General features: G+C 71.2%; 13 protein-coding genes and 1 pseudogene. 7 read left to right on the forward strand and 7 right to left on the reverse strand.

Annotated features, from left to right (window positions below; translation table 11 throughout):
- The first annotated feature begins 80 nt into the window (after nt 1-80).
- Nucleotides 81-842: an SAV_915 family protein gene (locus ACZOOI_RS23245; protein WP_465277625.1), complete on the forward strand. Its 762-nt coding sequence runs from the start codon at nt 81-83 to the stop codon at nt 840-842.
- 30 nt (nt 843-872) lie between these two features.
- Nucleotides 873-2,198 (forward strand): diaminopimelate decarboxylase, encoded by a 1,326-nt coding sequence (lysA, locus tag ACZOOI_RS23250; protein WP_465277626.1) that lies wholly within the window; start codon nt 873-875, stop codon nt 2,196-2,198.
- 421 nt (nt 2,199-2,619) lie between these two features.
- Here the strand turns inward: lysA and ACZOOI_RS23255 are convergent, their stop codons facing one another.
- The 3 genes from ACZOOI_RS23255 to ACZOOI_RS23265 all read right to left on the reverse strand — a co-directional run bounded on the left by ACZOOI_RS23255 (nt 2,620) and on the right by ACZOOI_RS23265 (nt 5,285).
- Nucleotides 2,620-3,522 carry an NAD(P)-dependent oxidoreductase gene (locus ACZOOI_RS23255; RefSeq protein ID WP_465277627.1) on the reverse strand — a complete coding sequence of 301 codons (903 nt, stop codon included), beginning with the start codon at nt 3,520-3,522 and terminating at the stop codon, nt 2,620-2,622.
- Nucleotides 3,523-3,824: 302 nt separating this feature from the next.
- Entirely contained in the window at nt 3,825-4,526 is a 702-nt protein-coding gene (locus ACZOOI_RS23260) for a Type 1 glutamine amidotransferase-like domain-containing protein (protein ID WP_465277628.1), read from the reverse strand.
- 39 nt (nt 4,527-4,565) lie between these two features.
- Nucleotides 4,566-5,285 (reverse strand): DNA alkylation repair protein, encoded by a 720-nt coding sequence (locus ACZOOI_RS23265; protein WP_465277629.1) that lies wholly within the window; start codon nt 5,283-5,285, stop codon nt 4,566-4,568.
- A gap of 413 nt (nt 5,286-5,698) precedes the next feature.
- Here ACZOOI_RS23265 and ACZOOI_RS23270 point away from each other — a divergent pair, with 413 nt between their 5' ends.
- Nucleotides 5,699-6,679: a zinc-binding dehydrogenase gene (locus ACZOOI_RS23270; protein ID WP_465277630.1), complete on the forward strand. Its 981-nt coding sequence runs from the start codon at nt 5,699-5,701 to the stop codon at nt 6,677-6,679.
- Between the two features lie 392 nt (nt 6,680-7,071).
- Here the strand turns inward: ACZOOI_RS23270 and ACZOOI_RS23275 are convergent, their stop codons facing one another.
- Nucleotides 7,072-8,193, reverse strand: a complete 1,122-nt coding sequence (locus ACZOOI_RS23275; protein WP_465277631.1) for an FAD-dependent monooxygenase — start codon at nt 8,191-8,193, stop codon at nt 7,072-7,074.
- Nucleotides 8,194-8,347: 154 nt separating this feature from the next.
- Between ACZOOI_RS23275 and ACZOOI_RS23280 the strand changes: the two genes are divergently transcribed.
- Nucleotides 8,348-9,331: a DUF5996 family protein gene (locus ACZOOI_RS23280; protein WP_465277632.1), complete on the forward strand. Its 984-nt coding sequence runs from the start codon at nt 8,348-8,350 to the stop codon at nt 9,329-9,331.
- Nucleotides 9,332-9,361: 30 nt separating this feature from the next.
- On the opposite strand, the gene ACZOOI_RS23285 is transcribed toward ACZOOI_RS23280, so the two are convergent.
- The gene (locus ACZOOI_RS23285; RefSeq protein ID WP_465277633.1) at nt 9,362-10,864 is read right to left on the reverse strand and encodes an amino acid permease; all 1,503 of its coding nucleotides are present in this window, start codon (nt 10,862-10,864) and stop codon (nt 9,362-9,364) included.
- Between the two features lie 187 nt (nt 10,865-11,051).
- Complete coding sequence (locus ACZOOI_RS23290; RefSeq protein WP_465277634.1) at nt 11,052-11,834, reverse strand: enoyl-CoA hydratase/isomerase family protein; 783 nt, start codon at nt 11,832-11,834, stop codon at nt 11,052-11,054.
- 263 nt (nt 11,835-12,097) lie between these two features.
- On the opposite strand from ACZOOI_RS23290, the gene ACZOOI_RS23295 reads away from it, so the two are divergent.
- The gene (locus tag ACZOOI_RS23295) at nt 12,098-12,607 is read left to right on the forward strand and encodes an inorganic diphosphatase (protein ID WP_465277635.1); all 510 of its coding nucleotides are present in this window, start codon (nt 12,098-12,100) and stop codon (nt 12,605-12,607) included.
- 81 nt (nt 12,608-12,688) lie between these two features.
- Here ACZOOI_RS23295 and ACZOOI_RS23300 read toward each other — a convergent pair.
- Nucleotides 12,689-13,147, reverse strand: a pseudogene (locus tag ACZOOI_RS23300) (helix-turn-helix transcriptional regulator); the annotation flags it as partial.
- Here ACZOOI_RS23300 and ACZOOI_RS23305 point away from each other — a divergent pair.
- Nucleotides 13,146-13,412: a VOC family protein gene (locus ACZOOI_RS23305; protein ID WP_465277636.1), complete on the forward strand. Its 267-nt coding sequence runs from the start codon at nt 13,146-13,148 to the stop codon at nt 13,410-13,412. The pseudogene ACZOOI_RS23300 and the gene ACZOOI_RS23305 overlap by 2 nt on opposite strands.
- 108 nt (nt 13,413-13,520) lie before the next feature.
- A complete protein-coding gene (locus tag ACZOOI_RS23310) occupies nt 13,521-14,180 on the forward strand; it encodes an HAD family hydrolase (RefSeq protein ID WP_465277637.1) in 660 nt (219 codons plus the stop codon).
- Nucleotides 14,181-14,235: the final 55 nt, after the last annotated feature.

The raw sequence follows: 14,235 nt of genomic DNA on the forward strand, positions 1-14,235 counted from the left end.
CGGGGTTGCCCGGTATGGGGCGTCGTAGCGTCTGAAGTGGGGCTCGCGGTCGGCCGCGGAGCCGGACTTCGGAGGCTGTCGTGTCGGATGTGTTGATCACCGATGGGGAACCCGCCACTACGAACACCGCCCGGCGCGTGTTGATCGTGCCGGTGCGGTCGGTGGACGGGGCTCGGGTGGTCCGGCTGTGCCGGGATCCCCTGGGCGCCCGGGTCGTGGTCGCGTTCACGTCGGTGGCGCGGTTGCGCGCGGTGCTGGGCGTCGGGCAGGAGTGGATCCGACTCGGGGCGGGCGCGGTGCGCACGCTCGTGGACGAGGTCGGCGGTGAACGCCTGCTGGTCGACCCCGGGCTCTCGGCGCCGCCGGTGCGGCGGGAGGCGTCGGTGGGAGCGGGGCGCGCGGCCGCTGTGCCGGGGGGATCGGGTGCGTCGGGTGCGTCGGGAGTGGCGGGGGAAGCGGTGGTGTCGGTCGCGGTCGGGGGCGCGCTTGCCGAGGCCGCGCGGCCGGCGGCCCGTGTCGGGGCGGGGCGTTCGCGGGCGGATGTGCCTGTGGATGCGTCTGCGGGTGGGTCTGCGGGGGCGCATCGGGGCGGTGCGGGCGGTGCCGGTGTTGGCGGTGTCGGCGGTGACATCGGTGGTATCGGCGGCCTTGAGGCGAGTGCCGGGGCTTTCAGGGAGTGCAGGGTTTCCGGGGCGCTTGGGGCCTCCGCGGCTTCCGGGGCGTTCGACTTGCCCCGGGCAGCCGGGTCGTCCGGGGTCTTGAGGGACCCGCAGTTGCTGGGCATGTTGCGGATTTCCGCCGGGGTTGCGGTGCTTTTTGTGGTGCTGTTCCTTTTCGGATGATCTGTTACCGCTCGTGTACAAGGGAGTGCCATGTCCGTCACGTTTGCCGAGCCGGTTGTGGACGCGGCTGTCTGGCCGCGTTCGACCCGGGCGCACGGCGCCGATCTCGCTGTCGGCGGCCTGCCCATGGCCGAACTCGCGGAGCGGTTCGGGACGCCGCTCTACGTTCTGGACGAACAGCACGTACGGGACACCTGCCGGGCCTACCGCCGCGCGCTGCCTGGCGTCGAAATCGCCTACGCGGCAAAGGCGTTCCTGTGTCGCGGCCTGGTCGGCCCGCTGTGCGAGGAGGGCTTCGGGCTCGACGTGTGCTCGGCCGGCGAATTGGCGCTCGCCGCGCTAGCCGGGATGCCCGGCGAGCGGATCATCCTGCACGGCAACGCCAAGTCGCCGGACGAACTGCGCGCGGCGCTGCGCCTGGGCGTGGGTCGGATCGTGCTGGACAACCCGGCCGAGGTCGCCCGGTTGGCCGCGCTGGTGGCGCCGAGGGAGCGGCAGCGGGTGATGGTGCGGGTGGTGCCCGGGATCGAGGCCGGCGCGCACCACGCGATCCGTACCGGCGGCGAGGGCCAGAAGTTCGGCCTCTCCATCGCCCGGGGCGACGCGGAGGACGCCGTGCTCCGCGCCGTCGCCCAGCCGCACCTGGAACTGAGCGGCCTGCACTGCCACTTGGGCTCGCAGATCGGCTCGGTGCGGCCATGGTTGGCGGCGATCGCCACGCTTGTGAGATTCCTGGCCGGGCTGCGCGACCGACACGGCATGGTGCTGCCCGAACTGAACCTGGGCGGCGGTCACGGGATTGCCTACCGGCCCGGCGAACACGCTTTGGACATCGAGTCGTTCGGGGTCGACGTGCGCCGGCAACTGGCCCGCCAGTGTGCGCTGTACCAACTGCCCGTGCCGCGTCTGATCATCGAGCCGGGCCGGGCGATCACCGGTCCCGCCGGTGTGGCGCTGTACCGGGTACTCGTGGTCAAGCGCACCGCACGCCGGGTCTTCGTGGCGGTGGACGGCGGCATGGCGGACAACCCGAGGCCGGCCCTGTACGGCGCGCGCACCACCGTGCGCCTGGTCGGCCGACGGGGCGCGGCGCGCACCCGGCGGGTCACCGTCGTGGGTCGCTACTGCGAGTCCGGCGACGTACTGACCGCCGACGTCGATCTGCCCGAGGACATCCACCCCGGCGACCTCGTCGCGATGCCTGCCGCCGGTGCCTACCAGCAGTCGATGGCCTCCACGTACAACCTGGTCGGCCGGCCCCCGGTGGTGGCGGTACGCGACGGCGGTACGCGCATCCTGCTCCGCCGCGAGACCTTCGAGGACCTGCTGGCACGGGACCGGGGGGCGGGGGGCTGATGGTGGGTGCGGGTGCGGGTGCGGGTGCGGGCGGGTGCGGGCGGGTGCGGGGGTGCGGGGGTGCGGGGGGCTGGGCGGGTCGCGGGTGTGGCGAGTCGCATTGGCTGAGTCGGGGGTGCAGGGGTGGGGCGGCCGGAGTCGGGGGTGTGGCGTTGCTGCTTGTTGGGCGCCTTCGGCGCCGGCTCGCGAGGCACCACTTTTTTCTCTCCTCCGCTTCGCTCCTCCGAGAAAAAAGTGGCCCCTCGCTCGTGACTTCGTGTCCCTCCGCTTCGCTCCGGGTCACGAAGTCTTGGTTTTGCGGCTCCGCCGCTCTCCGCGCTTCGCGCGTCGATCACCGGGGGCGGCGCGGGTCGGGGGCGCTGACGCGCCGGGGCCGGGGCTGGGGCGGGGCGGGGTGGGGATGTGGGTGGGGGTGGTGGTGTCAGGGGTTGCGGATTGTTTCGATGGTGGCGGTGAAGCCGTTGGTTCCGTGGCCTCGGGTGATGGTGCGGGTGGTGAGGTGTTGGACGGCTTCCAGGACGCCGACGTCGAGGCCGCGGGTCTTGGCGGCGGTGAGGATGTGGTCGATGCCCGCGGCTTCCATGGTCAGGTTGCCCTGGTCGCCGGGGTGGGTGCCGGCGTCGATGGCGGCGGCCATGCCGGTCATGATGTTCGGCAGGATGCCGAAGATGATGTCGGCGAACGGCAGGAACTCGCGTGCGGACACGCCGTCCGCGCCGACCAGGCCGAATGCGTGGGTCAGGCCCGCCATCGAGGTGTAGAAGAAGTCCAGCATGCCGAGGTCGTAGACCGAGGCCAGGCCGTGATCCTCGCCCAGGAACGGTGTGTTGGGGCCGAACGCCCGTAGCGTCGCCTCGTGCGCCTCGAATGCGGCGCGGGAACCGCTGTAGAGCACAAGGCCGTTGGGGGTGCCCACGACCGAAGTGGGCACCATGACCGCGCCGTCGAGGTAGGCGATGTCTCGCTTCGCGGCCCAGGCGGCGGCCTCCCGGGCCCGCTCGGGGGTGTCCGACGTCAGGTTGACCAGGGTGCGGCCGGCCCACGGGTCGGCGTCGCCGGTGGTGCTCGCGTCGGTCAGGATCGCGTTCGCGATGTCGTAGTCGGTGACGCACACGATCACCAGCGCACTCGCGGCGACGGCCTGGGCAGCCGAGTCGGCACGCATGGCGCCGCGCGCGACCAGGTCGTCCGCGCGGGCCGGGGACCGGTTCCAGACCGTGACGGGATGGCCGGCGGCAAGGAGCGCGTCGGCCAGTGCGGTGCCCATCGCACCCAGGCCGAGAACGGTCACGGAGGTGTCGGGCCGGTGAGGGGAGACAGGCATGTCGAACTCGTTCCGTGGCAGGGGTGGGAGCGCGAGCCGGGCACGTCCGGGCCTTGTCGGGATGGTCCGGAACGCGCGACGCGACGTGGTGCGACGCGATGTGGCCACGTGTGGCACGACACGACACGACACGACACGACGTGACGCGTGCGGTGTATCGGGACACCGGGAGCCTGGGGGCGCCGAGGCCCGGAGGGGCCGTGGTGGGTGATCGGCTCGCGGTATCGATGCTGCTCCCACGCTGCCTTCTGCTCAAGTACCTACTTGGAATTCAGGTACCGGAGTAATGGTAAGTATCCAGGTCACAGCCTGATCATCGGCAGGGAGGACTCGCGTACGCCGTTCATGTCGCACTCGACCCGGTACGCGTGCGCCTCGGCCCGCTCGGCGACGAAGCCGTGTACCGCGCCGTCGACGAGGTGGATCGCGGCCCCGTCGTCCAGCGCGTAGCCGGGCGGCAGGACGCCTGCCGCGAGGGCCGCGTGATACGCCGGGCGGCGACCCGCCTCGCCGTCGTAGTGCGGACAGACGCTGCCCGCGACCCAGCCCAGGCCGTCCGCGAGCGGGCGTAGGTCCGGGCCGAACGAGTCGGTGATGCCGCCCTCGAACCAGCACAGCGCACCCGCGCTCAGGCCGCAGACCACCAGGTCGCCCGCGGCGGCCCGGGCCGCGAGCGCGACGTCGAGACCGTGCAGGCGCCAGAGCGCGAGCAGGTTCGCGGTGGATCCGCCGCCCACGTAGATCACGTCCTGATCGGCGAGCGCGTCCGCGAGATCGACGTCGGTGCGCTGGAACAGGCTCAATTCGGCCGCCGTACAGTCGAGTTCCCCGAACGAGCGGAGGAACCGGTCCACGTAGGCGGCCGAGTCGCCGGAGGCGGTCGGTATGAAGCACACGCGGGGGTGGGCCCGACCGGCGAGGCCGAGCACGTATCGGTCGAGGGCGGAGGGGCCCTCGTTCATCGAGAAACCGCCGCCGCCCATGGCCACCAGATGAGTCGTCATCGGCACATCCTGCCCTGCCGCCCGCCCCGGCGGCGCGGATCAACCGGCCGCCCGCAACCGGTCCGCGTCGGCGGCGGGGAGTCGGCGGACCGCCTCGCGGAAGGTCACCCCGGACATCCGGGCCCGATGTGCGGTGGTCCAGGCGATCACGTAGGCCGGGTCGCGCCTGGAGATCTCCCGGAGCAGCCAGCCGATCGCCTTGCGGATGAAGAATTCCCGTTCGTCCAGCATCGCGTCCGCGTAGCGGTCGAACCGGACCAGGTCGGGATCGCCCGCCCGGACGCCCGGGAGCAGGCTGAGCAGGGCTGCGCGGCGGACCCAGAAGTCCCGGTCGGCGGCCCATGCGTCGGCGGTGCCGAAGTCCGCGGGCGTCCGGCGCATGAGTACTCCGGCGATCTTCTCCGCGAGGGTGTCCACGTACACCCAGCCCGCCGCGTCCCGAATCAGCCGCTCGACGAGCGGCAGGTCCGCGCGGGTGAGCACGCGCACGTGGATCCGCATCAACTCGATCGCGGCGAACCGGCTCTCGTGTACCGGTCGGGACCACAACGCGTCGATCCAGGCGAGGAGTTCGACTCGGGACGGCTCCGGACGGGCGCGGGCCGCCGAGGTCACCGCCTTGCGCAGCACCGGGACGGTGACGCCGAGGAAGGTCAGATCGCTCTTCAGGTACGCCTTCTCCGCCTCGGCGCGCTCGGGTGTGCCCAGTGCGGCGAGCGCGGCGACGAGTGTGGCGGCGGCTTCCTCGGCATCGAACATTGGCCCACGGTACGGCGGTATCGCGGTATGCCGGTATGCCGGTATGCCGGTATGGCGAGCCGGCGGTACGGGGCCGGGGTGGGAGATGGTTCGGGGCGACGTGGGTGGTGTGGGGCCGGTTGGTCGAATCGACGTGTTGCCGGGCGGGATGCTTGACATCAAGTGGACTTGAGGTTTGAGACTGTTCGCATGTGACGAGGCGGGGGTAGGGGCGAGGCAAGGCGAGGCAAGGGTGGAGCGGGGGCTCGGCTTACGGGTTCGATCGGAGGGTGTGGTGGTGGTCCTTCGGTCGTGGTGCTGTTTTGTTGTTCGTCCCGATTTTTATTTTTGGTTCCTTTGTTCTTCTGCTTTTTTGCTCTTCCCGTGTTCCTTCGTTCTCCCGTTGTTCTGTGACCAAGTCCCGGAGTGTTTCGATGCGCGCGATTCGTTTGAACGAGTTCGGTCCGGCCGAGAACCTGCGATACGAGGAGGTGGCGACCCCGGAGCCCGGGCCCGGAGAGGTGCGGATTGCGGTGGCCGCGGCGGGAGTTCACCTTGTCGACGTGATGTTGCGCTCGGGTGAGGTGATGGGTCCCTTCCCACAGCCGGACTTGCCCGCAACGCTCGGCCGTGAGGTGGCCGGGACCGTGGACGCGGTCGGGGCCGGCGTGGACCCGACCCTGGTCGGCCGGCGGGTGGTGGCGCATCTGGGCAACGGGAACGGCGGCTACGCGGAGTTCGCGATCATCGACGACCAGGCGTTGCTGGAGCTGCCGGACGGTCTTTCCGCCGAGGTCGCGGTGGCGATGGTGGGCACCGGGCGGACCGCGCTCGGCATCCTGGAGGTGGCCGCGATCACCGCCGACGACATCGTGCTGATCACCGCCGCGGCGGGCGGCCTGGGCACGCTGTTGGTGCAGGCGGCCCGGCGGGTCGGCGCGGTGGTGGTGGGGGCGGCCGGCGGTGCGGCCAAGGTCGAGGCGGTGCGTGGGTCCGGCGCCGACCTCGCGGTGGACTACACGGCCGCCGACTGGGCCGGATGGGTCCGCGAGGAACTCGCCGGACGGTCGGTCACGGTTGTCTTGGAGAGCGTCGGCGGCGAGATCGGCCGGGACGCGCTGGATCTGCTCGGCCGGGGTGGGCGGTTGGTCACGTTCGGCTGGTCCTCGGGCACGCCCATCGCCGACCTCGCGGAGGTCGCGGCCGCCGCCGACGTGACCGTGGAGAACCCGCTGGGCCCGCGGATGACGAACCGGCCGGGTGGCATCAAGGCCCTCGCCGAAGCCGCACTCGCCGCTGCCGCGGCGGGGGAACTCCGCCCGGCCGTGACGACGTTCGCTCTGTCCGACGCAGCCGACGCCCATGCGGCGTTGACCGCTCGGAAGACGGTGGGGAAGGTCGTTTTGCTGCCGTGATGGCGGGGCGGTGGGGCGGTGGCGGGCGGGGTGCGCTGCTTGCGAACCCAGGTTGGTGGCCTCGAGTTGCGTGGCAGGCGTTGCGGGGGTAGTTGGGTCGGGCTGCTGGGGCGGCTCGGGCTGCTTGGCCGGCTCGACCTGATCGAACTGTCGGTCGTGGGGGCGGGGGCGGTTTGGCGACCTGTTGCTCGTCCGCTCCGCGTTCGGGTCGGGCCGGTCGCTCCGCGCCGGGTTGCCCGTCCGCTACGCGGCCGGTGGGTGGGAGGGGTGTTCGGGGGCGGGAGGTGTACGCAGCGCGATGTGGGCGCGGCCGGCTCGCTGATGTTTGGTGCCCGGGCTCGATGGGCTCACGGGCTCGACGTGAGTTCGGCCGGCCTGGTCGGTGCGGACGGTCAGGAGGTGGTTGTCGAGTAGGACGCTCGGTTGTTCAGGGAGTTTGCGTCTGGGTCGGGCGTGGGGGGTGTCGTTGCCGGGCGGCGGACTTCCTCGTAGTGGGCGAGGGCGTCGAGGGGGTCGGGGTGGGTGGCCAGGGCGTGGGCCAGGACGCGGGCGTCCAGGATGGCTTGGGAGGCGCCGTCGGTGCCGGTCGGGAAGGTGGCGTGGGCGGCGTCACCGAGGAGGGTCACGCGGCCGTCGGACCAGCTCGGTAGGGGGGCGCGGTGGACCATCGGGTACTCGTACGCGACGTCGGCGTTTGCGATCAGCGCCGGGACGTCCAGCCAGTCGAACTCCCAGTCGGCGAAGTGTGCCAGGATCGTGTCGAGTTCGGCCGGTTGTTGCCAGTCGCGGGGTTCGGTGGGCGGCCCCGGGTGGGGGCGTTCGGCGAGCCAGTTCAGGAGGGCGGGGCGTTCGCCCTCGGCTGCTCGCAGGGGGTGGGCGACGAACGTCTGGTCGCCGTCTCCCGCCACGATCGTGGTGTGGCCGGTGAGCAGGGCCGGTGCGGGTGACACGCCGCGCCACAGGACCCGGGCGTGTGGGGTGGGCGGGCCCTCGCTCGGGTACATCAGGGCGCGGCCCGCCGAGTCGATGCCGTCGGCGGCGATCAGTACGTCGGCCTCGTCGGTGACAATGTTGCCCGCGGGGTCGGTGAACTCGACGGTGACTCCGTCGGCGGTCTGGGCGTATCCGCTCAGCCGCAGGCCCGTGCGCAGCGACTCGGCGCCCAGCCAGGCCAGTTGGGCGCGCAGCAGGAGCATTTGCAACTCGCCACGATGCACCGAGAATTGCGGCCACGCGTAGCCTGCGGCCAGCCCGCGCGGTTCGGATCGTGTGCGTTTGCCGAAGCGGTCGTGGTGGACCGACTCGGTCGTCGCCACCGAGATCTCGGCGACGTCGTCGTACAGGCCCAGTTCGGTCAGTTCGCGTACCGCGTACGGCAGCAGGTCGATGCCGACGCCGAGCGGGCGGATCTCCTCGACCGCCTCGTACACGGTCACGTCGGTGATACCCGCCGCGTGCAGACTCAGGGCTGTGGCCAGCCCGCCGATGCCGGCTCCACCGACGACAATGCGCACGAGGGCCCCTGTACAGGTGGTTGGGATGTTGTCGCACGCAGGGTACGCGCCGGCTGCGCTCACCCGTTCGGGGGGTGGTGTGCAATCGCCCGGGTCGGCTCGGACGGCGGAGCAAAACCGGGCGGATGGGGTGTCGGGAGGGGAGAATCGGCGCATGGGCATCCCTTCGAGCAATCGGGCGCCGGCCGCCGAGCCGCCTGCGCTTCCCGAACTCCCTTACGACGCGTGGGCGGACACCCTCGACACGCTGCACCTGTTCGCGCAGATCGTCGGCAAGGTCAAGCTCGCCGCGAGTCATCCGCAGAACCACTGGTGGAACATCACCTTCACGGTGGACGCCCGAGGCTTCACCACACGCCGGATGGCCGTGGCGGGCGTTGCGTTCGACATCGCGTTCGACTTCATCGACCACCGCGTGGTCTTTCGCACCGACCGCGGCGACGTGCGCGAGATCGCCCTCGTGGACGGGCTGAGCGTGACCGAGTTCGATGTCGCGGTGCACGGGGTGTTGGCCGAGCTGGGCATCGACGTGCCGTTGCTGGAGCAGCCGTTCGGCATTCCGCACCTGAGCACGCCGTTTCGTGAGGACACCGAGCACGCGAGCTACCAGGCCGAGTACGCGCAGCGCTTCTGGCGGATCCTGACCTGGTCGGCGGACGTGTTCGAGGAGTTCATGGGCTGGTTCGACGGCAAGACCTCGCCCGTACAGCTGTTCTGGCACTCGTTCGACCTCGCGCTGACCCGGTTCTCCGGCAAGCGGGTCGAGCCGCCGATGAGCGGCGTGGATCCGGTGACCGCCGAGGCGTATTCGCACGAGGTGATCTCGTTCGGCTTCTGGGCCGGCGACCCGAACGTCACCTATCCGGCCTACTACTCCTATGCCGCGCCCAAGCCGGACGGCGTCGAGAAGCAGCCGCTGTCGCCGCGCGAGGCGGTCTGGCTGCCGGACGGCTCGCGGTCGACGCTGCCCTACGACGCGGTTCGGCTGGCCGAGGACCCGCGTCGCACCCTGCTGGGCTACCTCCAGTCCAACTTCGCCGCGAGCGCGTCCCTGGCGGGCTGGCCGACCGACGAGATGCGGTCCAACTGGTGTCCGACCAGTGAGCAGCTCCAGGCCCTGGCCCGCGCCGGGCTGTGAGCGCCGGAGCGGGCCGGGCGCGACATCGGGTCAGAACCGGCCGCCGGCCCGCCTGCGCAGGTCGCGCCGGCGGGCCTCGCGGACCAGGGCGAAGCCCAGCACGACGGCCACCACGACGACCGAGGAGAGCAACTGGGGGCGGGCGGTGGCGTCGAACAACATCAGGATCGACACCGCCGCGAGGGCGAGCATCACGAACCAGGTCAGGTACGGGAAGCCCCACATCCGCACCAGCAGGCGGCCCGGGTCCTCGCGCTCGATCCGGCGGCGCAGCACCAGCTGCGATGCGGCGATCGCGAACCAGACGAAGAGCAGCATCGCGCCGACCGAGTTCAGCAGGTGCTTGAACACCTGCTCGGGCCACCACACGTTGAGCAGCGCGGCCAGGAAGCCGAATGCCGAGGACGCCAGTACGGCGGTCCGCGGGACGCCGTTGCCCGCCACCCGGGACAGTTGCCGGGGGCCCTCGCCGCGCCGGGACAGCGAGAACGCCATCCGGGACGCGCCGTACAGCATCGAGTTCAGCGCGGAGAGCAGCGCGGTGAAGACGACCACGTCCATCACGTGTGCGGCGCCCGGGATGCCGATGTCCTCCAGGACCGAGACGTACGGGCTGCCGAGTCGGTCGGAATCCCACGGCAGCAGGGTCGCGATGATCGCGACCGAACCGATGTAGAAGAGCAGGATCCGCCATACCGCGGTGCGCACCGCGCGGGTCACGTTGCGGGTCGGGTCGTTCGACTCGGCGGCGGCGATGGTGACGATCTCCAGGCCGCCGAAGGAGAAGGCGACCGCGAGCAGGCCGGTGATCACCCCGTCCCACCCGTGGGGCAGGAAGCCGCCGTTGCCGGTGAGGTTGCTCAGTCCGGGGGCATCGACGTCCGGCAGCCATCCCACGATCGCCAGCACGCCGAGCACCAGGAACCCGACGATGGCCAGGATCTTGACGGTGGCGAACCAGAACTCGGACTCGCCGAACGAGCGCACGGTGAGCAGGTTCGCGCCGGTGAACACGAGCATGATCACCAGCGAGAACACCCAGATCGGGATGCCCGGCACCCACCCGTGCGCGATGGCCGCGGCGCCGGAGGCCTCGACGGCCAGCACGATGGTGACCATCCACCAGTACAGCCAGCCCACGGTGAAGCCGGCCCACCGCCCGAAGGCGGCCCCCGCGTACTCCGAGAACGAACCGCTGCGCGGTACGGCCGCCGCCATCTCGCCGAGCATCCGCATCACCAGGAGCACCAGCACCGAGGCGAGCGCGTAGGAGATCAGGATGCCCGGCCCGGCGCTGTGGATGCCGGCGCCGGTGCTGACGAACAGCCCCGCGCCGATCGCGCCGCCGAGCGCGAGCATGGTCATGTGTCGGGGCTTGAGGGTGTGACCGAGGTGGTGGGTGCCCTCGGGGCCGGGGTGGGCCCGGCCGGAGTCAGGGCCGGAGCCGGGACCTGGATGGGAGCCGGGACCTGGGCCTGGGCCGGCGTCTCTGTTGTTGTCGGCGGCGCTGTCTGGGGTCTGGGGGCTGCTCATGGGTGGCGCTGATCCTGGGGACTGGGACGGTCGTGCGGAGCAGACAGTATTCCGCAGTCCCGGAGGCATCCGGCAAACCCGGACAACCCGTGGGTGTTCGAGCCGGCTGGGCGCCTCGGGCGCGCCGGCCCCGGCCCGATCCGCCTCGGTCGCGTCCTTGCCTGGGCCCGCCCGTCCCCTCCCGGCCTCACCCCTCGCGGGCGTCGATCGCCGCGAAGTCGGGTTCGCGCCGTTCGGCGAAGGCGGTCAGGGCCTCGATGTTGGCTGGCTTGCCGAGCAGTCGGCCGAAGGCCGCGTCCTCGCGCCGGCGGGCCCGGGCGACCTGGTCGCCGAGTCCCTCCAGGACCGCCCGCTTGGACTCGATCAGCGACGGGATCGACTTGGCGGCCAGGATCCGGGCGTGCCGCATCGTCACGTCGAGCAGTTCGTCGGCCGGGCACACCTTGAACACCAGGCCCATCTCCAGGCACTCGGCGGCGCTGAGCCACTCGCTGCTCAGCAGCGCCCACATCGCGTTCTGCCGGCCGAGCAACTGCGGGAAGGTCACGCTGCTGGCCGCCTCCGGCGCCACCGCGAGCGAGGTGAACGGGCACTTCAGCCGGGCGGTGTCGGCCATGAAGGCGAGGTCGGCGAAGCCCAGGATGGTCGCGCCGATACCCAGGCCGAGGCCGTTGACCGCGATCAACAGCGGCTTGGGGAACTCCTGGACCCGGTCGACCATGCCGCCGAAGCCGTGTTTGCCGCGGATCTTGGTCCCGCTGTTGAGCTGGGCCATCTCGATCAGGTCGGTGCCCGCCGAGAACGCTCGCCCGGCCCCGGTCAGCACCACCACGGCCACCTTCGGGTCGGCCGCCGCGTCGATCAGCGCCTCGGTGGTCGCGTCGTACAGCGCCTCGTTGAACGCGTTGAGCGCTTCGGGGCGGTCGAGGGTGATGGTCCTGACGCGGTCGACGTCCTCGATCCGGATCACGGCTGCTCCTGAGGGTGCGGACGCGGGGAGCGCGGCTCGGGCGCGCCCGCAAGGCGGGAGTGGGTCGATGGACAGGAAACCTTACTTAGTTGACCGAGTCAAGGGTCGAGGCGATCGGGTGGTCGCGGGGGGTCGATGGTCCGGTTGTCCCGTGCTTCACGTGCGTAACGGCCCGGTGACATGGGAAGGTCCTCGACGGTACGTCAGGAATACGGAATGCCGCGCATATCGGGTCTTGATCCATAGGCCGTTAAGGAGCCGTCGTGGAGTTCGACGTCGTCGTGGAAATTCCCGCGGGCAGTCGGAACAAGTACGAGATGGACCGCCGCACGGGACGCATCAGGCTCGACCGCATGTTGTTCACGTCCACCGCCTATCCCGCCGACTACGGATTCGTGCATCGCACCCTGGGCGGCGACGGCGGCCCGCTCGATGTGCTCGTGTTGCTGGACGAGCCGACCTTTCCCGGCTGCCTGATTCGTTGTCGCACCGTCGGGATGTTCGTGATGAGCGACGAGAAGGGGCCGGACGAGAAGGTCCTGTGCGTGCCCGCCCGCGATCCGCGCAAGCAGCCGATCCAGGACATCGGCGATGTCCCCGCGTTCCAACTCAACGAGATTGCGCACTTCTTCGAGGTGTACAAGGACCTGGAACGCGGCAAGTCGGTGGACGGCTCGCACTGGGAGGGTCGGGACGCCGCCGAGAAGGAGATCGTGGCGGCTTACGAACGGCGCGAACTCGACGGTGGCGATTGGCCGTTCGAGGGCCGGTGAGCATCCGGGCGAGGCGCTGAACGCGCCGCGGCCGGGTGGGTTCGGGCCGTCGGGTCACCCGCCGCGCGGGTGACCCGACCGCCCAGCGCACGCGGGTGCTCGCGCAGCTCGGGCGGTCCGCACCCGTGCGCGCAGCCGGGACGGCAGCACTTGTTCGAGCTTGGCCGGCGCGCGTACGGACGCCTCCTCGATTCCGGCCACGGCGCCCCCGGCCGCCGTCCGCCGGCCGACCGCGATCGCCACCGCCTCCTTGTCGTCGAGCAGCAGCGGCGGCATCGCCGTGCCCGCGACCAGCCGGTAGCCGCCGTCGGTGCCCCGGGTGGCCTCGACCGGATAGCCGAACTCGCGCCGCCGCTCGATGTCGCGCCGAATGGTGCGCGCGCTGACACCCAGGCGGGCGGACAACTCGCTCCCGGGCCACTCGCGCGGGGTCTGGAGCAGGGACAGCGGGCCGAGCAGGCGGCCGGGCTCCCGGTTCGTCGGTGCGGACGGCCGGATCGGACACGCCGAGGTCCGGATCGGCGACGCGATCGTGATCATGTTCGACATCGACCCCACGATCCCCGCGCCGCCCGCGTTCCTGCGGCTGTGTGTCGAGGACGCCGACGAGGTGCACCGCCGCACGGTGGCGGCCGGCGGCACCTCGGTCACCGAGGTCACCCACCTGTTCTTCGGCGACCGGGTCGGACGGGTTCGGGACCCGTTCGGCAACCTGTGGTGGATCCGGTCCCGGATCGAGGAGGTCACTCCGGAGGAGATAAAACGGCGGCTGGTGGACCCCGATTTCGTTGCGGCGATGACCTAGGTGCAGAGCGCGCGGTTGTTTCCGGAGCAGCCGTCGGCCGAGTAGCGGAGGGCGGGCCCGCCAACTGCCCTCCCGCGCTCGGTGGTCGGTCCTCGTAGGCTGCCGGGTATGACGCTGACCGGGTTCGATTTGGTGATCTTCGATTGTGACGGCGTGCTCGTGGACAGCGAGCGGATCGCGGTTCGGGTGGACGCGCAGGTGTTGAGCGAGTTGGGCTGCACGTTCACCGAGGCCGAGATCGTCGAGCAGTTCGTCGGGTGTTCGCGCGAGCAACACACGGCGCTGGTCGAGGCACGCCTGGGCCGCCCACTGGCCCCGGACTGGCACGACGAGTTCCGACCTCGGTACCTGGCCGCCTTCGACGCCGAACTGACCGCCGTGGACGGCATCGTCGAGGCTCTGGAGCAGATACCCGGGCCCTGGTGTGTCGCCTCGAACAGCTCGCGCGAGGGCGTCGAGCGCAATCTGAAACTGGTCGGGCTGCACGACCACTTCGCGGGCCGGGTGTTCAGCGCGAACGATGTCGCCGAGGGCAAGCCCGCACCGGATCTGTTCCTGCATGCGGCCCGGGAGATGGGAGCCGACCCGGCCCGGTGCGCGGTGGTCGAGGACAGCGCCTACGGCGTGCGCGCGGCGCGGGCGGCCGGGATGCGGGCGTTCGGCTACATCGGCGGATTGACCACGGCGGAGCGGCTGGCGGATTCGGGTGCGGTGCTCTTCGACGACATGCGTGCCCTGCCGGAATTGCTGCGCACGGGTGGGGCCTGAGCCCGCGCCGGGACGACATGGGGAGATCGCGTCGGTACGGGACGGCGCCCGGACC

The sequence above is a fragment of the Embleya sp. L77 genome (genome assembly GCF_055557415.1).

Coding starts and splice junctions, on each gene's coding strand:
- ACZOOI_RS23280 (WP_465277632.1), top strand. CDS start 8,348: ATGGGCATCCCTTCGAGCAATCGGGCGCCGGCCGCCGAGCCGCCTGCG.
- ACZOOI_RS23260 (WP_465277628.1), bottom strand. CDS start 4,526: ATGACGACTCATCTGGTGGCCATGGGCGGCGGCGGTTTCTCGATGAAC.
- ACZOOI_RS23285 (WP_465277633.1), bottom strand. CDS start 10,864: ATGAGCAGCCCCCAGACCCCAGACAGCGCCGCCGACAACAACAGAGAC.
- ACZOOI_RS23270 (WP_465277630.1), top strand. CDS start 5,699: ATGCGCGCGATTCGTTTGAACGAGTTCGGTCCGGCCGAGAACCTGCGA.
- ACZOOI_RS23265 (WP_465277629.1), bottom strand. CDS start 5,285: ATGTTCGATGCCGAGGAAGCCGCCGCCACACTCGTCGCCGCGCTCGCC.
- ACZOOI_RS23310 (WP_465277637.1), top strand. CDS start 13,521: ATGACGCTGACCGGGTTCGATTTGGTGATCTTCGATTGTGACGGCGTG.
- ACZOOI_RS23255 (WP_465277627.1), bottom strand. CDS start 3,522: ATGCCTGTCTCCCCTCACCGGCCCGACACCTCCGTGACCGTTCTCGGC.
- ACZOOI_RS23305 (WP_465277636.1), top strand. CDS start 13,146: ATGTTCGACATCGACCCCACGATCCCCGCGCCGCCCGCGTTCCTGCGG.
- lysA (WP_465277626.1), top strand. CDS start 873: ATGTCCGTCACGTTTGCCGAGCCGGTTGTGGACGCGGCTGTCTGGCCG.